The 20,968-nt window shown below is 33.5% G+C and carries 14 protein-coding genes and 1 pseudogene; all 15 read left to right on the top strand.

Annotated elements, in window-relative coordinates; genetic code table 11:
* Positions 1-82: 82 nt before the first annotated feature.
* The 15 genes and pseudogenes from A2290_00265 (at position 83) to A2290_00195 (ending at position 20,968) form a co-directional block, all read left to right on the top strand.
* Positions 83-667 carry a hypothetical protein gene (locus A2290_00265; protein OGC16777.1) on the top strand — a complete coding sequence of 195 codons (585 nt, stop codon included), beginning with the start codon at positions 83-85 and terminating at the stop codon, positions 665-667.
* A 34-nt stretch (positions 668-701) separates the two neighbouring features.
* On the top strand, positions 702-965 hold the full coding sequence (locus tag A2290_00260) for a hypothetical protein (protein ID OGC16776.1): 264 nt from the start codon (positions 702-704) through the stop codon (positions 963-965).
* 292 nt (positions 966-1,257) lie between these two features.
* The gene (locus tag A2290_00255) at positions 1,258-2,928 is read left to right on the top strand and encodes a hypothetical protein (GenBank protein OGC16775.1); all 1,671 of its coding nucleotides are present in this window, start codon (positions 1,258-1,260) and stop codon (positions 2,926-2,928) included.
* Between the two features lie 151 nt (positions 2,929-3,079).
* The gene (locus A2290_00250) at positions 3,080-3,871 is read left to right on the top strand and encodes a hypothetical protein (protein ID OGC16774.1); all 792 of its coding nucleotides are present in this window, start codon (positions 3,080-3,082) and stop codon (positions 3,869-3,871) included.
* The gene (locus A2290_00245; GenBank protein OGC16773.1) at positions 3,856-4,428 is read left to right on the top strand and encodes a hypothetical protein; all 573 of its coding nucleotides are present in this window, start codon (positions 3,856-3,858) and stop codon (positions 4,426-4,428) included. The genes A2290_00250 and A2290_00245 overlap by 16 nt, the downstream gene beginning before the upstream one ends.
* Positions 4,425-5,141, top strand: coding sequence for a hypothetical protein (locus A2290_00240; GenBank protein ID OGC16772.1), 717 nt, complete (start codon positions 4,425-4,427; stop codon positions 5,139-5,141). The genes A2290_00245 and A2290_00240 overlap by 4 nt, the downstream gene beginning before the upstream one ends.
* Complete coding sequence (locus A2290_00235) at positions 5,122-5,898, top strand: hypothetical protein (GenBank protein OGC16771.1); 777 nt, start codon at positions 5,122-5,124, stop codon at positions 5,896-5,898. Before A2290_00240 ends, A2290_00235 begins: the two co-directional genes overlap by 20 nt.
* Positions 5,899-5,992: 94 nt before the next feature.
* Entirely contained in the window at positions 5,993-7,561 is a 1,569-nt protein-coding gene (locus A2290_00230) for an apolipoprotein N-acyltransferase (GenBank protein OGC16770.1), read from the top strand.
* A complete protein-coding gene (locus tag A2290_00225) occupies positions 7,561-9,126 on the top strand; it encodes a hypothetical protein (GenBank protein ID OGC16769.1) in 1,566 nt (521 codons plus the stop codon). Before A2290_00230 ends, A2290_00225 begins: the two co-directional genes overlap by 1 nt.
* A gap of 8 nt (positions 9,127-9,134) precedes the next feature.
* On the top strand, positions 9,135-12,020 hold the full coding sequence (locus A2290_00220) for a hypothetical protein (protein OGC16768.1): 2,886 nt from the start codon (positions 9,135-9,137) through the stop codon (positions 12,018-12,020).
* The gene (locus A2290_00215) at positions 12,017-13,249 is read left to right on the top strand and encodes a hypothetical protein (GenBank protein OGC16767.1); all 1,233 of its coding nucleotides are present in this window, start codon (positions 12,017-12,019) and stop codon (positions 13,247-13,249) included. The genes A2290_00220 and A2290_00215 overlap by 4 nt, the downstream gene beginning before the upstream one ends.
* A 1-nt stretch (position 13,250) precedes the next feature.
* The gene (locus A2290_00210) at positions 13,251-13,841 is read left to right on the top strand and encodes a hypothetical protein (protein OGC16766.1); all 591 of its coding nucleotides are present in this window, start codon (positions 13,251-13,253) and stop codon (positions 13,839-13,841) included.
* A gap of 26 nt (positions 13,842-13,867) precedes the next feature.
* Positions 13,868-15,613, top strand: coding sequence for a hypothetical protein (locus tag A2290_00205; GenBank protein OGC16765.1), 1,746 nt, complete (start codon positions 13,868-13,870; stop codon positions 15,611-15,613).
* Positions 15,613-17,637 (top strand): hypothetical protein, encoded by a 2,025-nt coding sequence (locus tag A2290_00200; protein ID OGC16764.1) that lies wholly within the window; start codon positions 15,613-15,615, stop codon positions 17,635-17,637. The genes A2290_00205 and A2290_00200 overlap by 1 nt, the downstream gene beginning before the upstream one ends.
* Positions 17,638-17,805: 168 nt before the next feature.
* Positions 17,806-20,968 (top strand): annotated as a pseudogene (locus tag A2290_00195) (hypothetical protein).

Below are 20,968 nucleotides of genomic sequence, written 5' to 3'. Positions count from 1 at the left end.
TAGACAAAACTAAAGGAAAGGTTAGCTCTCGTGGAAAACAGATAGCAAAAGAATTTTATAAAATTGCGAAAAAGGCATTGAAATGAAAATTCCCAAATTTTTTTTGACTTTTCTAACTCTGATTTTAGTTTTGGTGGGGTGGGTTGTTATTAATTATGTTTTTTGCAATTTTTATAATCCTTTTACAATAGGCAATTATAAATTATATGTACACCCTAATAGAATTTACAAAATTAAGTACCCATCTTCATGGATGGTAGAAGAGTCAGAAAATAGAGTTTGTTTAATGGATTTTAATGGTAAAGAGAGCGAGCAATATAAATTTAACTTTGCTGAAAATTATATAATTATTGAGATAGAATCTTCTTTTGCAGTAAAGAACTCTTTTTATGATAAAAAAATAACAATAAAAATTAATAATCAACAAGTTGAAGCTTATTTATCGCATGGTGGAGGAAGTACCTTTTCAGGGTCGTCTGTGGAAATAAGAATCCCATCTAAATTAAAACAATATCCAAACAAATATTTTATAATTACTATTGGAAGAAACTGGTATGATGATGATCTTCCAAACTTTAATTCAATTTCTCCAGAGAGTTTACTTGATAAAGCAATGCCGATTATTGAGACTTTTGAGATTTCTGATGGAAAACCGTCGAAATCTTGAATTGTATTAAAAATGATACAATTAGGCGGTTACAATGATACATGAACGAGAGCATCTTTTATCCCTTCATAATGAATTTCAAGCCCATTTTCAACATATTAAAAGCGATACTATTCTTAAAAAAGAATTTGAACGCATTATGATTGAATTTTCCTGGAAATCATCAAAGATTGAAGGAAATATCTATTCATTGCTCGATACCGAAGTGCTTATTAAAGACAATAAAAAAGCGGAAGGTAGAACCGAAGAAGAGACTCGAATGATATTAAATCATAAAAATGCCTTTGATTTTAAATGAACCTAATTTTTTTTTCGCTTTACAAAAACAAAAGCCTTTGGTAATATAATTCTTACCACATCATAGCTTTCCTTTAGGTAGGTTGCAAGCAACCTATCATCAGATTAGTGTTTTTTCTCAACCCGTGAGTCTGCCCCCCAACCCCCTAAAGGGGGTGTGGGAAAGTCCCCTTTAGGGGATTTAGGGGCATCCTTTAGGGGTGACGAATTCTCGACAATGATTTCTATAGAATCGTGAAATTTTATTATAATTTAGCGGAAAATTATAGGGAATAAAAAACGGAGGATTAATAATGAAAAAACTTTTGTTTGTTTTGTTTCTGTTTGTGATTGTTTTTGTGGTTGGATGTGGTCAGAGTGTTGAAAATATTGTCGAGAATTCTACGGAGCTAAAAATTTCTCCGGAATCGGCAGAGCTATATGTTGGACAAACCCAGCAATTCACAATATCCGGAATGGTTCTTAAAAGCGATACATCATATCCTGCGAGCTGGGAGGTTATAGGAGGAATTGGGACAATCGACGCGACGGGTTTGTTTACGGCGACGGAGACGGGGGAGGGAACTATTTCAGTCGCGATAGATGGGATGAAGGGGAGTTCGGATGTGGTGGTGACGACAAGGAGCGTATCGGGGGTTGTCAAAGAGCAGAATATTTATTCTTTGGATAATATGGCGCCTGTTGCTGGAGCCAGCGTCATGGTTGGCGAAAAATATGTTTTTACTTTGAGTGACGGATCTTACAATATCGAAAATTATTCGAGTGATGAAAAAAAGATATCCGCATGGGCGCAGGGATATTATCCTATTGTCTTTGATTTGGAAAGCAGGGAGATGAGTTTGTCTTTACTATATCCAGACCTAATAAATGCTCCCTACTATAATACTGTAAGTTTTATTAACGCAAAAATTGTTGATAAGGATGGAAATCATCTTCAGGTGGATTCTTCACAGGTAAAGATGGCGATTGAGTGGGGTAGTCAAAGAAGTTTTTCTTGCGATACTAACGGTGTCATGAGTATAGAGGTTTCAAATTATAGAAATAAGGATATTCACGGTTCGCTTAATGGCTTTATTTGTTTAATGGTTGAGCAAGTGGATGGAACCTATAAGTCGGGTTTTAAAGAATTTACAGTAGATGTAGCTGATACAATTATTGATGTCGGTGAGATTAGTTTAAGCTTAGATGCTTTGACAGTGTCAGGCACAATATCTACTGTTGAAGGAGTTCCTTTTGATGAGATTGCTTTTGGCAAATTTAATTATTACTACAACTCAATTTACCTTTTTGATTCTTATAATGAAAATCCAAATTTTGGAGAGGTTGATAACAATAACTACCTTGTAAGAGTTCCCAAGCTTGAGGCAGGCAATAAATTTTGTTTTGATTTTTCTTCTTATGGTTACGATTATAGCCACGGGCATGGTTTATATATTGATAAATTTAAATATTTGGATGATTTTTCTGGTTTAAATAACAAATATAATGTTGAACTTTTATCTCCAATAGTAGTTATCTCTCCGGTAAATAACCAAACATATTCTATATCTACTCCCCGTATAGAGTGGGAATCTCAAGGAGACGGTTATTGTTATTTAGTAATAATCGCAGAAAATAACAAACCCGGAATGAATTTTTGTTTTGTTACAAAGAACAATTATATTGACTGTCCTGATTTTCCGGAAGGAAGCGGTGCTGAAAAATATAATTTGCAGAATGGAAAAACTTACGGCATTAACATTTCTGCCTTTCAAAGCAGTAAAGATATAAATTTTTCAGATATTTCGCTAAAAAAGATGTTTGATGGGATGATGGAAGTAAAAGGATTTTATGGGACTACTTTTTCTATAGGCCAAGGTGCTTCTGTTACTGCAAAGAGGAGCAGAAAACAATCGGCAAAAAAAGAAAAATACCAATGGAATCCTTTTGGAGATTATTTCAGAGGCATTGGAATTTATAGATGACGAAAATGCGTCAGAAAAATAAAAGTTTTACTTGAAATCTGCCTCTATTTTAGGGGACAATAGAGGGATTAGAGTCATGGAATGAAAATTACTGATGTAAAGTATGGAAACAATGTCCTGACTGGCAACAAAAATATAAGGAGAGGCTTGAATGCCAAGAAATAAACAAAAAACCATTAAAATAGAAATTGTGTCTCCCATTGCCGAGCAAGTTTTTAAATTAAAAACATTTCCTATTGAAACTGATAATATAATTTTTCAAGCTAAAGTTTTTCAAGATAATATAGAAATAACTAATAAAGTAAAGATAAACTGGAAAATTAAGCTTAGTTGGACAACAAACTATAATACTTATCAAACATTAAAAGAAATTGCCGATAATTCATTGAAAATACAATTTGAAACGGGTGGAATTTTAAGGATTAGAGCGGCTGTTGTTATTGATGGGAAAGAGTCATCCGCAAGAGTTAAAGTCAATATAATTGGAACAAATCCTAGCAAAGAGCAAATTATTAATTTATTAGACAACGATATTATTAAAGCAATTGCTTGGGAAGAAAGCACATGGAGTCAATTTGATGTAACTGGACAACCCTTGTTGCCTATGGTTTCAAAAGGAAAAAGAATTCCCGCAATGCGAGGGCTTTTTCAAATTAGCGAATACTGGTGGGGAAGAGATAAAAGGATTAAACATATTGATCACAATAGAGTAGCTTGGCAGTGGGTATATAATATTGAAACCGCAAAAGAAATTCTTGCTTTGCTTTATAAATTAGTCATAGCAAATTACCCTGATGAAAGCAACGAAAGGCAATGGAATAGGGCAATAAAGGCATTTACTGTTGGAGAAAACAGTATTTATACAAAACAGATTCCTGATGATTTTTGGTATGTTATAAAAGTTAGAAAAGCAATTAAGGAAAAGGAATGGAGGAAAAAATAAGCAAGTTTTTATTAATAGGATTTCTGATGACTTTTGTAATTTTTGTAAGCACTGAAGCAAGGATTGAAAAACTAACTACAAAATTTAGTGCTGATATCAACAAAGATGGCAAAAAAGAACTTTTAGTTCATGATTTTTATGGTGGGACAGCCGGATTTGGTGAATTGAGGATTTATAATTTAAAAGGTGAGAAGATTTTTGCTAAAAAAGTGGAAGGCGATCCATATTTATGGCATCCTGAAAAACATCTGCCAGCACTTAATCCTAACTTTTTTCCAGATATGGATAAAGATGGCATTGTAGAAATTTTAATCGGCTATCGCAAAGAAACTGGAGTTTTATCTCATGTAGAGGAGTTGTGGTGGTTTGATGTTTATAAATGGAATGGCAAAACATATATTTTAGCTGACGCAAAATTCCCTGATTTTTATAAAGATCAATTTGTATATTATGCGTCCTTTTTAAAACAAAATGGAACATGCGAAACTGTTGAAAAATTTATTAAGAAAGCACAAAGACTGGCTGGAATAAAAATTGCAACATGGAGGTATTTATGAATAGAATAACTAGATTTTTTGTAATATTTTCGCTTTTATTTTTGTTTTTTTCTCCAGTTTCTTTTGCCGCTGACTTATCAATTGAAGCTATCGCGTCCAATCTTCAAGCCAACCAATCCAAAATAAAAGATATGTATTGCGAGATGAATACTACTATCAAACAAGGGTCGGGCGCTCCCATGATGCTAATCGGCAAGATGTGGAGGAAGGGGGAAGACAAGTCGAGAATGGAGATGATAATTCCCATGGAACAGACGGTTATAAGAAATGGGAACAAGTCTGTGACAATTAATTCAACAAGTGGGCGAAAGACAGTTAATGTTATTAATAATTCGGCTATGCGTGATTTAGTAAGTCAATCGAAATTTGATATTGAATTTTTTAAAGAGACTTTTGATCTAAAAGTAAAAGCCATAGATGGGGATTATATATATATAATAGAAGGAACACCAAAAGAAAAGAGCGAGGTTTTAGGAAAGACGGAAATATATGTTGACGGAAAGAACTGGGTTTCTACAAAGATTTTGATTTACGATTCTCATGATAAAGTTATGACCCAAACGCAAATTGAATATCAAGAGATTTCTGGCGCATTTGTTCCTGTTAAAAGTGTGACGGAGAGTAAAGCCATGGGGATGAATATGACGATCGAGGTTGATTTTGAGAATGTGAAGGTTAATCAGGGGATAAGTGATGGGAAGTTTGAGATATGAGGCCCCCAGCATGCCCACCAAAGGGGGAGAAAAAGGGGACCAAGAGATGAATAAAATATTGAAAAGTTTAGTATATATTGTTGTTATTTGTTTTTGTTGGAGTAATATTATAATTGTATGCTTTGCAGAAATAAAAGAATCGTCGGAAGCAACTACAAGTGAAAAAGTTTATATTTCTGCAGAATCAAGGATTCGAGGACTAGCAATCAAAAATGAAAACAATAGAAAAATAAGCAGTTTTATTGTGGGAGGTTCTGGGCTATTGTTGATAACTTTAGGATTATTTTTAACATCTAACAATCAAAATTATGATGATTCTACTTCTTCTCTTTCGTTGTTTTCTATAATTGAGGGGTTTGCTTGTATGATAAGTGGTGCCGTTTTGTATTTTATACCAACCGGTGTTGAAAATGATTACATAAGCATCCAAAAAGTTGATGATGGGAGTGAGAAAGGAAGGATAGAAAGGAATCTTTTGGCTGAAAATTCTTTGAAAAATGGAGCAGAAAAGGCGCATAACGAAAGGTTGTGGGGTTGTGGTTTATCATGGGGTGCGGGCTTATTATATGTTGGAATGGGTGATTCATACAGTGCTGTTGGGGTATTATTTCTAGGCATTGGCTTATATTCTTGGTTTAATAAATCAGAGATTGAAAGAGAATACGAACAATATTTGGGAGATAAAGAATTAATCTCAAAACAACTAAAGACTACTATAACAAGCTTAGAAGGTACATTTATTTTATTAGGACAATAGAGATGTTAGAGTCATGGGATGAAAATTGCTATGCTTTATATGGGGTTAGGGCTTAGAGCTTAGGGGTTAGGATGCATGAGGAGAATTATTTAGAATGATCAATGGGTATAAAGATTTATTAGTATGGCAGAAGGCTTACGAACTGTGTTTAGATATCTATAAGGCAACACAAAAATATCCTCGTTTTGAATTATCTGTAATTCTTTCAATTGCTTCAGGCTTAATGCTTGCATTGAGTTTTCCTCTTTTTAATTTTAATTTTTTAATATGGTTTGCTTTATTGCCTTTGTTGTTTGCTGTTCAGAATAAAAATTTATTTCGATCTTTTACCTTGGGAATTGTTGCCGGTTTTATCATGTTTATTTTCCAGATTTTTTGGTTAAATATATTTCACCTTTTGGTCCCTTTAATTTTATCTTTGTATTTATCTTTATATTTTGGTGTTTTTTGTGTTCTTTACAATTTGTTAACAAGGGAATTCCCTGAATTGGAAATAATAATTATTCCCTTGGTTTGGACCGCGTTGGAATTAATTAGATCTATTGGTGGTTGGGGGTTTCCAGCTGGACTTTTAAGTTATTCACAATACAACCATCTTTTCTTGATACAAATATCAGATATTATTGGTGTTTTTGGTTTATCTTTTATTATTGCCTTTGTTAATGCTTCTATATTCATTGCTTTTAAGCAAAAGTCTTTTAATAAATCTATAAAGATTATAACTTCTCTAGTTATAATCTTTCTTGTTTTAATTTCCTATGGGTTCCTTAAAATTGGTGAAAATCGAAAAGATGCTAATAATTTAAGGATTGCCCTTATTCAGCCTAATTTGGATTTTGATGCTTATGATAAGTCAAAAGCAATAAATATCTTAGCGCAATTAACCTATAAAGCATCGCAGGCTAATCCGGACATAATCATTTGGCCGGAAACAAGTTTCAAAGAAAGTATTAGGCTGGACATGGAGCTTTCACAAGATATTTATTCTATTGTAAAAAAATCTAAAACATATTTGTTGCTTGGAAGCTCGGATTTCAAAGAACAAAATTTTAAATTTAAACGCTTCAATAGCGCTTTTTTGCTCTCTTCTTACGGAGAGGTTTTGGGGCAATACAATAAAATTCACCCTGTTCTTTTTTGGGAAACATTTCCAATAAGGTATTATCTCCCATTTTTAAAAAATACGGAATCAAAAGGGCGCTGTGACAAAGGGAATGACCCAAAACTGTTTAATATGCCAAAGGGTAATTTTAGTGTTTTGATTTGTTTTGAAGGGATATTTTCTGATTTATCAAGAAAGTTTGTAAAAAATGGGGCTCAATTTTTAGTTAATATAACAAATGACAGCTGGTCGAAAAGTTCCGCAGAACATTATCAGCATGCTTCAATGGATGTTTTTAGGGCTATTGAAAATAGAGTTTATTATATAAGGGTTGGGAATAGTGGTGTGACAGAAGTTATTGATCCATATGGAAAAATTGTTAGCTCTTTACCTCTTTATACAAAAGGGTACTTAATTGCGAATATTAGTAAAAATGATGAGAAAACATTTTATAATAGATATGGAGATTTGATAGCATCCTTTTCTGTTTTTACTGTGGGGATTATGATCTTTTTCTGTTTGCTTAAAAAAGGTGTCAAAAAACTCATTAAAAGGAGATAATGTTTAATATGCAAATTAAAAGTTTTATTTTGATTGTTGTTATTAGTACAGTTTTTTTATTGTCTGGATGTCTTCAAAAAAGCGAAAGTGAAAAACATTTTAGCAATGCAGTTGCTTTCATGGAAATGCAGATGATAAAAGAAGGAATCATTGAATTAAAAAGCGGATTGCGTTCCTCTGCTTCTAGTAGGGATAATTTTTATAATACTTCTGATTTCAAATTATTAGAGGGTTCAATTCTCATGTTTGAAGATAAAGATAAGGAGGCTATTTCTGTATTGGAAAAGGCTAGAAAAGAATATAAGGATAATTGGAATATATATTCTATTTTGTCTTCAGTTTACTTAAAAGAAAAAGAATATGGAAAGGCTGCAAACATATTAAAACTTGTTCCTGCGGATTATCTTAAATATGGGCAGTTGGAATTTATGCAGGGATTGGATTTTTTTTATAATCAAAAATATAAAGATGCAAAAGATAGCTTACTTATAGCAAGAGACAAATTCGAGCAAAATAGTTTAACCTTCAATGAAAAATCAGGAGCCCAGCAGTTTATAAAAACCGGAGCAGGTTTAATGGTCAATTATTTACTTGCCAGGACGACTGAAAATCTAGGGGAGTATGAGCAGTCTTTGGATTTTTATAAGAATGTGCAAGCTTTAACACCGACATTCCCTTACATAAGAGAAAATATATCAATTGTTGAAAATAAAATATTGCTTCAGAGTAATCAAGCAAATAATAAAACTTTAAATACGCTTTCCTACTTGTATTATAAAATAGGAGAAAAGGATAAATCCCTGCAATACATTAGAAAATCTTTAGATTTCAATTCGGATGATTTGGAGGCTCTAAAAATATTAGCTTTTATTTATGAAGACAGAAAAGAAACTTCAAAGGCTAAACAACTCTTTATAAAAATAATTTCTACTATTGGAGATATCGGATATAAAACAGAGTCAGCATCGGAACTTGCAAAAATATATATGAGAGAAGGATTGTATACAGAAGCTTCAAAAGTGTTAAATGGAGCGCTTAAATTAGATCCTGTAGATAAAAGACTTCAAAATGAGTTTAAAGCTCTAGTGTTTTACGGCCTCATATCTAAAAATTCAAAAAATATTGAAAATTATCTGCAACTTGGAGAATTGCTTGTTTCATTTGGAGAAGTTGATAGTGCGATTTTATTATATTCAAAAGCGCCTCAAAATAAAGATATTTATTTAAAGCTTGGGGAAATTTATTTTTTTAAAGGGGAATATAAGAAAGCTACTGAAGCGCTTACAAAAGCTCTAAAATTAGCTCCGAAATCATGGCAAGCGCTTTATATTTTGGGGAAATCTTTGGAACTGTCAGAACAGTATGAAAACGCGCAAAACTCTTTCTTGGAATCTTTAAAAAATTGTCCTGCCGAAAAAATTAATGGAATAAAATATGATTTGGCTTACTTGTATTTTGAAAATGGGGATTATAAGAATGCGGTTGAATTGTTTAAGGAAGTAATAAAAAACAAGGATCAAGCTCTCAAAGGGAAAGCTGAAAAAATCTTAAAGGTGATAGGTTAGAAACGAATATGAAAAACATTAAATTTCTTTGCTTGATTTTAGTTTTTATTTTATTGATGCAGGCGTTTGTTGTTGCGGGGGATTCTGGCAAATCAATTTTATCCGCTGTAGCTGTTGTGGTTGGCGTTGCCTTGGTTGTTACATGTGTTGGGGCTGTAGCTGTTGGTGCGGCGACATGGTCAACAACTGTTACAACGGTTGTTGGTGATATTTCTGTTACAACCCTTGCCGATGTAGGACTTGGTTTGATCCTTGCTGGAGAGGCGGCATCTAATGTTGATCCTATCGGTTATCAATCACAAGAATCAGGACAAGAACCTTCAAAAAATTTAAAGTTTGAAATTTCCATTAATAATTCCTTTGAAAAGAACAAAAAAGTTGCTGTTATAAAATTAAAAGATTCTACTTCTGGAGACTATTATGCGCCTTCAGGAGACACTTCGCTTTGGGTTTCACACTCCAACAATCAAATTGACATGTTAGTTGGCGGCAACGAGGTTGAGGTTGCCCAAGTAAAAAGCGCGGCTATTGCCGGTGATAAGTTTGTTAATGCTTATGATGTTCCCGCGGTTATAAAGGCTGGTTTTCCTGCAATAATCAATTACACGTTGCAAAAACAGAGCCAATTTGTTCGTATGGAAGTTTTAGATTCATCTGGGAATATTGTTTATGGTATATCTGAATCATCTCCAAATCCAGCTAAACCTATTCCGTTTGTCTGGAATGGTAAAGATATGAGTGGTAATAAAGTTCAATCAGGCGCTTATTCTGTCAGGTTAAAGGCTGTAAAAAGTGACGGGTCGGCCGAATATTCACCATTGAGTGTTATGACAGTTGGCGACACTGTTCCCGCAAACGAGGAAAGGCAAATATCTTTTGATAATCAGGGGAATGCTTATTTAACCTTTTTTAACTCAAATGATTTAAATACGGAAGACTCAATTACCGTTAAACTTAAAGATAAGGATGGAAATATCGCACTTCAGGATACTCAAGTCGTTAATTTTAAAGATGATGGACAGGGAAATAACAATGTTAGCCAAAAACCTTTGAATTTTTCAGTAAATGTTACAGGTGTTATTGAAGGATATAAAGTTAAACTGGAATTTCCAAGAGGGGATATAAATGGATCAAAAATAGCAAGAGTTACAGCTATGGTGGGAGACACGAACCAAATTACTTATGAATATGATTTGAATAAAAAAACAGCAAAAGTCGCAAGCGGAACCTATGCGGCAACTTATTCAGCGGCAGATGCCGATCCCCATAAAAGAGATTTTTACTTTAACATTATTTATACGATGAAATATTTAATTCAAGAAGTTTACAAACAAAAGGGCATTACTTATGACTATCAAACCAATTCTTTGGCTTTTTCTCCTGAGTTGAAAAATGAAATTTCTGCCACGACCTCCGGCAATGTCATAGCATTAAAGACCGCCTCTGGAAAGTATAATTATGATATTGCGCAAAATACAATTACGGTTTTAGAAGGGGAGGATATTATAGCTGGAACATACTCTTGGGATGAATCAAATAATATGGCATGTGTTCCGGATAAAACTGTTGTTTCTGCAAGCCGTGTCTCTTCTGAAGTTAAGGCAATGTGGCTTTCCGATACCCAAACAATTACGGTTGCTACAATTGCATTTCCTTTTAATTTTGAAAACTTTCAACTTCGCGCAGATGTTGCCAGGCGAGATGCGCCTGAAGAAATTTATCCTATGGAGCGGCCTAAAGAACCTACAATTGATGATGTAAATTGGTTAAATCATGATTTGGGAGTAGTTGAGGTTAAAGGGACTGCTGATTTGTTGAATTCAAAGGTTGAGATTGTAATTAATGGCCAAAAATTTGGGATTACAGGGACATCAAGCAGTAACTGGTCATTTACAAATAATAGCTATCCACTTCATTCAGGAGAAAACAAAATAAATATTATTGCCACAGCACTGCGTAATACGGCTCAAGTAGAAACCGGTGATATTACGGTTTATTCAGGGGATAGCACTACTCCTGATTTGATTTTATTGAGCCCTAGGGATCGGCAGGTTGTTGAGAGTGAATCAATGAGTCCCTCAAGTCCTCAGAAGCTAGGTATTACTTTTAAAGGGAAAACATTGCCAGGAGTAACCATTTCTATCCCAAGTAACTCAATAAATGTTGATTCTTTGGGAATTTTTGATGCCACAGTGAAACTTGATAGCCTATATGAAGGGAATAATCAATTTTCTATATCAATATTAGGGAATAAGCCTTTATCAATCAATAAATCATTAATAGGTGCATATAAATTTTATAATAATTATAAGTCAAATGCTTATGTTTTGAGAAAAGGAGATTTTGTATTTAATAAAAAAGGATTATCTAGTGGGGATATTAGAGGTGCGTTAGATTGGATCCCTTTTGATCCAGATCATTCTGGAATATATGTTGGTAATGGCAATATTAGAGAGGCTGTCTGGAATAATATTAAATTAAGTTCTTTAAAAGATGATTCTGGCTGGACTGGATATGGATTTTATATAGCATCCCAAATTCCAATAATTATTCCTAATGAAGAAGAGACTAGAGGCAAAGTTGCAAAAGACATAGAAGATTTCATGAGTCAATATCCTTCAACAATGTATGACTTGCCTTTCCTTAATATATTTAGCTTGAGATTGTTAGGACATTACAATGGCGCTAATGGTGGTTTTTATTGTTCAGAACTTGCTTGGTGGGCTTGGAAGAAACAAGCAATAGATTTTGGTGTAAAAAAAGTTGATTTGTTGTATCCCCCAGAAAGCAGCTTTTATGAAGGAACTAATGAAGATCGGTTTTTGGATTTAAACTCCATCCTTCCAGCATATCTTTGCCAAAAAACAATGAAAGTTAAAGAGGTGAATAAATGAAAAAAGTAATCTTTGTTTTGATTTTAATTGTTTCTTTGAGTTTTCAATGTTTTTCTGATAACTTGGGAATTAAATCTCCAGCAAATATTGCGATTGATAAAGGGGGCAATATTTGCTTTATTATTTTCGGGAAATGGATAGCTAAATTTGATTTATTAAAAGATTTTGCTGAAAGAATAAATCAGAAAACTGTTGATGCTATAGATTATTCAGAAAAAACATTGATTTGTGGAAAATTTTTGATGACTAGTTTTGAGGCTTCCGAAAACGCTAAAAATAAAACATATAAATATGGGAAAATATATAAAGGGTATATAAATAATTTAAAACCTAGTGAGACAGAAGTCGGTTTTGATGAAGTTCAAGATAAAGTTATTATTCCACTATCCAAATACTTCCAAGTCCAGCCTTCCCTAGAAGCAATTCTTGATAGAGTAATCTATCCTCAAAAAATAACCCTTGGATCTGATGGTAATATATATGCGATTGGAGAAGATGTTTTTAGAAAAAATTATAGAATAGGAATTATAGATCCTAACGATGGGCACACGATTTTTACTTTTGGCAAAACCGGAACGGGGGAAGCTGATTTATGGTTTCCAAAAGACATAGCTGTTGATAGTGATGGTATTATTTATGTTACAAACCATGTTTATTCAAAGGAGGGCTATAAACTTTATGCAGTTAAAAAGTATGATAAAAGTGGAAAGTTTCTTGGTAAATTTGGGACATGGGGTGGAGGAGGTGGCGAATTTAAGGATCCTTGGGCAATAACAATAGATAATCAAAATGGATATGTTTATGTTTCTGATTCATTTTATCCCTCATGGATGAGAGGGACAGGCTATGACCATCCTCAAGAAAGAATTCAAAAATTCACCAAAGACGGAAAATTTTTGAAAAGTTGGGGCGGGAATAAGATTTCAGGATTTTCAATATATCCGCCAGCACTGATGCTTGACCCAGATTTTAGCGATCCCATCGGGATGGTCGTTGATAGTCAAGGATATGTTTATGTATTAGAAGATGACAGGGCAAGAGTTTCTAAATTTGATGAAAATGGAAAGCTGATTTTGAGATGGGGAAAGCCTGGAACTGGACAAGGAGAGTTTCTAGGACCACAAGGCATAAGTATCGATAAAGATGACAATATTTATATAGCAGATACAAAAAATGATCGCATTCAGAAATTTGATTCCAACGGTAAGTTTTTAATGGAGGTAAAGTAAAGTGAAAAAAATAGTTGCTACGCTTTTTTGGGTATTGTTAGTTGTTGGGATTGTTTTTATAAATAAATCCGTAGCGGATACTTTAGAGACATCTGTTACTACCTCTGAATATCCTAAGATAGATGTAAGTGGGTATAAAAAATGGCTTTATTCTGATATTAAGGTTGATCCTCAAATTAATTATTCACTCTATGCAACAACAAACGAAGCGTTTAGAAGCCCCAAATTATATTCGAAACTAATGGATTGCTACATAGAAGGTAATTTACTGAAAAATTCATCTGTTAAATATAATGTTTTTCAGTCTCCCCTTGCGCCAGACTTTTATTCAGTTTATTTAGATTATGATAATTATTATTTATCGTTTGGAAATCAAACAGATTATTTAATATATAAAAATTTGATATTACATGATTTTGCATCTGGAGTAGGTGTTGGCGCAACATTTGATAAATTTAAGTTGTATTATTTGACATCAGCTACATATCCTGAACAATATGTGACAAGTAATTTCAAAAATTACAATACTTTTAAAAGTCCATCTTATAATGGAAGAAAAATCAAGGATTATATGATGATGATCAAAACTTAGAATATTGGGGTTTTGACTTAGAAAGATTGGATGTTGACGAAGAAAGCATTCAATTGTCCTTTGATGGTAAACCTTATAAAAGCAATAGAATATATTTCAAGGATGGTTTTGTTTTATTTCCAGCCGAATTAAGGTATAACTTGAAAGCCGTGATTTCTTATAAGCTAAACGATGGAAGTGAAGAAGAAAAAGAGTTTGATATGAGCCACGATTCCCAAAGAAAGGCGTTTCTTGTTCCATATGCCAGAATTATTGATAAAACTGAAGTTATTACCGTAGACGGCTTGAAACTATCGAAAGATTTTGACTATGCCGCCGATTACAATTTAGGATTATTTGTTTTTAATAGGAATTTGCCGGAAAATGCTGAAGTTAGAATAGATTATGATTATACTGTTGGATCAAATAATTATGTTACAGAAAACTTAAGCGGACAGACAGGTAGCACCTTTAATCTAAATCATGGGAATATATTGACGATTAAAATTGTAAGAAATAATACAGTTCTCGCTGAAAACCTAGATTATTCAATAACTTATGCTACGGGAGTATTGACCCTTTTCTCACCTCTTACAACTAACGAAACTGTTGTCGTAAATTATAATTATGTTGGCTTAAGGCAAGATGTTACAGGAGGATTTTTTGAATATAAATTAAGTGATAATACCAATATTGGGATTTCCCTGACAACCGTTTCTCCAAGAAAAGAAGACGAAAATTTGTACACGACTTTTAGCCCCTCCAGTTTTTCAATTCTTAACTTGTATGGCAAAACATATTTTAATGAAAACTCATATTTATTTGCTTCTCTCGCTTCAGGAGACACAAATCTTGATATAAGAACTAATGCTACAAAAGAATCAGATACATCTATAAATATAGAAGGACGCACACAATATAAAAACCTTATACTAAATGCTTCTTATAGAGCTACAGGCTTGAGATTCCCTTCGATTAAAGAAGTAAAGCAAGGAGTCCCTTGGAAATCCGAAGATAAAAACATAGCATTAGAATATTTATTAGGGAAAAAGTTGTCTTTTAAGGTGGGCTATGGAACCTCAACTTCGCAGGAAGGATCAGCATCTTTGCCGTCCTTAAATTTATCATTAATTTCGTTGGGTATGAATTTTAATCCAACAGATTTTTTAAACTTAGGCCTCGATTCAAAAATGCAAAATGATACAATCTCTTCAAGCCAATCTACCGTTGGCGGTTTATCTAATTTGCTTTATATGAATTTAGAGCTTAATCATGTTATGCCCATAGTTGCTTCTCTGACGACTGGGTCAGAGTTGATTGTAAAATATTTGGTGGCTTCCCAGAAGAATAGAATAGACAGCTCGTTTAATGTTGTTGATTCTGACATCCAAAAGAATGAGCTTCAAATAGGCACGCTCAATAAATTTGGCGATAAACTTTCACTATATCTTCTATCAAAAACATCTGAAGAAAAAGATGCTTCAAATAGTATTTCAAATAACACTTATTTCCCGTCCGTAAGAGCCTCCTATTTTTTGTATAAATCAAAAACAAGTTATTTGGAACTTTTTGGGGACTATGGATTTGTAAAAGATACAGGGACAAAAAATACAGAACAAAAAAATACTAGCTATGGATTGTCATACAATACTTATTATGATGCTACAAATACAAAACTCTTGGGCGTAAAACTAGTTCTTACAATGAAAACCTCTAATTACGAAGATTTAAATAATTTAGCCAATAACTATTCCGCAAACGATATATCATTTATGGGAGAAATAGATTTTTAATGAGTTTAAGATTTTCTAAATATTTATTTGTAATATTAGCTATTTTTTTGTTGGTTTGTGGTTCTTATTCCCAAACCCTAAACTCAAACCAGCTTGAGAACCCATATAAAATAGCGGTTTCAAATGGGTATATTTATTCTGTTGATACCGCAAACAACCAAATCAAGAAATTTGATTCTTCAGGAAATTTGTTGATTGCTTATGGTAGTTTTGGATCAGAAGCAGGACAATTTAATCAGCCTCAAGGGATTGCAGTTGATTCAAATGGGTATATTTATATTGTTGATACCGGGAATCAAAGAATTCAAAAACTGTTTGATGATGGCAAAACTATATCCTTTGTGAAAACTATAGATAATGTACCTGAATTAGCTGATCCCACATTCTTGTTTCCCCGATCAATTAGGGTAAATAACGATGGAGATATTTTTATAGTTGATACCGCAAAGAATCGGATTATTAAATATTCAACCGGAGCTTTGATTGGTAGTAATAAAGAAAAAGGGGTTTCTGCTCAAAGTGTTGGTTCTTTTTCTCCAATATTTGATTCCCCGTATGGTGCGGATATTGATATTGATGGATATATTTACATAGCTGATACAGAAAATAATAAAATTAAAAAATTTAGTATGGATGGTAATTTATTGCTTGAATTTGGATCAGCAGGTCAGAAGGAAGGACAATTTTTATATCCTTATGATGTTGCTGTTGACCTAAATAAAAATATTTATGTTGCAGATACGGGTAATCATAGGATCCAAAAGTTTGATAAATTAGGAGGATTTGTATCGTTTTTTGGAACTATGGGAAGTTTAGACGGTCAGTTTATTGCGCCAAGAGGCTTGTTTTCTACCAACTCTGGGTATCTTTATGTGGTTGGAGCAGACAATAAGATTCAAAAATTGGATGTTTCAGTGCGTCTTAATGATTTAGTAGTTTCAGAAAATTTTATTTCTCCAAATGGTGACGGGATAAAAGATAAAGTAGAGGTAAAATTTAAAATATCCGAGCCTTCTATTGTCAATGTTAATGTTTACGATTCAGATGGCTCATTTTTGATAAAAAAAATAGCGGATCACGAAAAAATATCTACTACTGAAGCTGTTATTGCCTGGAGTGGGAGGGATCAAGAAAACAAAATTGTAGAAAATGGAAAGTATAAAATTTTAATTTCTGGGAAAAGTATTGATAATAAAAAAGAATTGCTCTCTACTGCATTGACTGTTGTCGTTGATGTAAATGGCCCCTTAGTAAATATATTTTCTTTTGATTCTTCGCTTGAGGCTAAGACAGGTGTTATTTCAAAAATGCAAATAGGATATCAATGTTCTGAAAGCTCTGAGGCAAAAATACAGATTCTGACTGCAGAAGATAGTATTGTTTATGAAAGTGACAATTTAAACATTGAAGGATCTAAAGAATGTTTTATAAATTGGGATGGCAAGGATAACAATGGGAATATTTTAAAAACCAGAAGAGAATATACTGTTAAAATATTTGCAAAGGATTTTGCAGGGAATGTTGGAGAAAATGATAAAAAATATGTAGTGGATGGTACCCCTCCAGAAATAAAAGATTTGAGAGTTTCAAAAGCCATTTTTTCTCCTAGATTGGACCAACTAATGACAGTTTCCTTTGAGGTGAAAGACAATGTTTTTGATCCTCTATTTAATTTAAAGGCTTATGTAGAAGATGAAAACAGTAAAATTGTTTATAAAATTCTAAGTGCAGAAAGTGTTCCTTCTGGAGAAGTGAAAGTTTTGTGGAACGGAAAAGATTTAAATGGCGATCTTGTTGAAGATGGGGTCTATAAAATTATTTTGAAGGTAAATGATGGCGTTGGAAATTTGGGATATAGTTATTTGATTGTAGAAACGGATTCTACACCGCCCACAACAACAGCAATCCCCAGCGCTGTAGTCTTCTCCCCCAACAACGACGGCAAATTCGATGAGATCAACTTTAAACTAAAGTCAAATGAAAAAGGAAAGATTTACTTTAAGTTGGAAAAGAGAAAACAGTGAACCCCGATTATGATGATCGGGGTGAAAAGTATTTATTCAAAACTGAGCTTGCCGACGAAAACTCGTCAGTGATTTTTTGTTTTTTTGAAATTTTTACTTAAATAATAGGAAAAAACAAAAAGACTTAAATGGCATGAAAATTGCTATATTATTTTAAAAGAGATTTATATGAAGTTTATTAAAAGTTTTATTGTTGTTTTAATGATTGGTTTTTTTGTCAAAGGATCGATTGCTTTTCAGTTGGGAAATCAAGTTGAAATTTCTACCGAAGCTGAAAGTTTAACTGACTTTTTATTAAACAAAGAAAAACTTGATAAAAGTTTAGAAGATGGCGTTTACGATTACACCATCTACTCTATGGATGGAGCTGGCAACACAAGCAACAACATTACAGGTCAAATAAAAGTCGACACAATCCCACCTGACGTTTTATCCCTTGAAGCGTATCCAACCCCTTTCACCCCAAACGATGATGGTGTAAATGATACTGCAAAATTTGCTTATAAATTATCAGAACCCGCATATGTGACAACGAACATCTACCATGATGACGGTGCGAATTACAAAACTTATAAATCATCAACCGACAATTTTGTTTATGCTATGGATATTTCGTCCCTCGTCTATCGTCCTTCGTCCCTCGGTACTTGGGCATGGGATGGGAAAGGTGGTAGAGGGGAGCTTATAGGCGGAAAATATACATACCAAATAATTGCGGAAGATAATGTTGGCAATTTAATCTCTTCTGAAACAAAAGAGATTGTTGTTGACAGAGCTACCTCTCTCATACCATATTGTTACGCTGATCCCGACCCTTTTTCCGCAGTATGTGAGGAGGGGTGCCATACCGATATAAAATACTATATCTCGCGCAATAACGTTTTGGTAACAGTCGAGGTCATTGGTAAAGAAGAGAAGACCATAAAAACTCTCCTTTTGGGCGAGTTCCAAAACAAGGGAGATCATTTTGTTTCTTGGAATGGGGATTTCCAGGAAGATTATACGGGTCCTGTTTGTCCAAAAGACAAGACAAAAGTTTGTGACAGCGCGTACCAATTTAAAATATCAGCTTATGATGCTAACAATAAAGAGGGAGCGTTAAATTCAAATACGGTTTATGTTGATAACACTCCTCCTTATATTTCTATCTATCATGTTGATGTTGATTATGTTAGTTCCGAGGCTAGTCTACGATACAACCTTCCTGAAAATTCGATAGTAAACGCTGCCCTTTATGATGAAAAAGGAGCGTTAGTACAAAATTTTGCTTCTAATGAAGCCCAAAAACCCGGAGATTACTGTTTAACATGGGAAGGTGAAGAGAAGAAAACAGAAAATGTATATTTTAAGATTTCTGCAAAAGATTCGGCTCAAAATACTGACGAAAAAACAAGCGAGATATTTTCACTTACTTCAGAAAAGGGCTTAGTCCTTTCTGATTTTTTGACGACTCCCAATCCTTTTACGCCCAATAGTGATGCGATCGATGATCAGATTAAAATATTTTATAAATTATCTGGTGGAACTTTAGATTATAAGGTTAATATAAATATTTTAGATAGCGCAAAATCGACAATAAGAGAATTAGTAAGAGATGAAGTTCTGGAAGCTGGAAATCATTCAGTAATATGGGATGGATTTAAAACCGGGAATCAAAATAATATTGCGGATGACGGTGGCTATTATGTAGAAATTAAAGTTGAAGATAAACTTGGCAATAAAGTTAGCGGACAGAATGAATTAATACTTGTTGCAACAAGACCGGAAGTTGGTATTGCCACAAACTATGAAACCTTCTCTCCAAATAGCGACGGGGTAAAAGATGAAATACAGTTTGATTATTCCATTGATTATAACCAAACATATATAAGTAAAGAAGCCCTCGTAAAACTTGAAGTTTTAAATTCAAGTCTTGAGGCTGTTTGGGAAAAGATCTTTTCTCATTCACCTGGAAATTACTCTTATTTGTGGGATGGAAAGACCCTTTTGGGAGAGAGGGTTAGAGGAGGAGAATATTATGTAAAAATAAGCGCAACAGATGGTTTACGGACAAGCGCTATTTCTAAAACAGTCGGATTTTTTGTAGATGATTCGACTCCTGCATTGGAAATCATTTCTATAGAACCAAATCCTTTCAGTCCTGATATTAATTATAAAAAAGATCAGACTGTTATAAGTTTTAGCCTTTCAAAAAAGGGATATGTTACGGTTTCCGTTAAAAAAGACGGAGAGGTCATAAAAACTCTTCAAGAGAATAAATTAACAGAAGCGTATGTTCCTATTATCACGTCGAAAGTTGAGGTTAAGTCCTCTTCTGTCAAAATTAAAGGAATTCCGACACTTACATGGGACGGGAAAAATGAATCAGGTGAGTTTGTTCCAAATAATAATTATAATATTTTGATTTCAGCAACTGATTCTGCGGGAAATACTTTTGAGGCAAGTGGGGTTATCACGGTGGATAATACAGCGCCCGTTATTCCTACAATTAACTCTATATTTAAAAGCACAAATAACTCTTTACAGATTATTTCAGGAGAGGCTGAGATTAATTCAAGTGTAGAAGTTTGGGTAAATGGTGTTTTAACTAAGAAGGCCTTAGCAGCTGATGGAGGAAAATATTCATCCTCAATTACATTAAAAAAAGGCAACAACTTACTAAAGGTAAGGGCTGAGGATTTGGCTGGAAATGTTTCAATGTTTTCAACTACAACAGAAGTTTTTTATGATACGGATGAACCTGTCATTTCTAATTTATCCATTTTACCAAACCCTGCAACACTTGGGACCCTTGAGATAAGTTTTACTGTCTCGGAAACTTTAGCATCAAACCCTGTTGTCAAAATAAATGATAATCTTGCATCTTTTTCTTCTTGTCACTTGCCTCTTGGTCCTTGGTACTATGATTATAATGTGACAACAAGTGATGCTCAAGGATATATGATCGTTTCAATAGAAGCTGTTGATGAAGGGGGAAATAACACACTTTATACTCAAGAAAAACTTCTTGAAATTGATACCATTTTGCCAGATAATCCTATTATCAATAATATTTCTGATTATGCAAATAGTAAAACTCAATTAATCTCAGGGAAAGCAGAAGCTTATTTACAAGTTTATATCTATAATAATAATCTACTAGTTACCTCAACGGAAGCTTCCTCTAACGGAATATTTAGCAAAGCGATAACTCTTAATATTGGAAGTAATGAGATAAAAGTTAAAGCCAAAGATTCTGCCGGGAATGTTAGCGAATTTAGTAATTCTCAAATAATTATTTATGACAAAACTCCCCCTGAGATATCAGCTGTTGGGATCTCTCCATCTTTAT

The sequence above is a fragment of the candidate division WOR-1 bacterium RIFOXYB2_FULL_36_35 genome (genome assembly GCA_001771505.1).
Classification (GTDB): Bacteria; Margulisbacteria; WOR-1; order XYC2-FULL-46-14; family XYC2-FULL-37-10; genus XYB2-FULL-36-35.
This window is presented reverse-complemented; position numbering and strand designations above follow the sequence as displayed.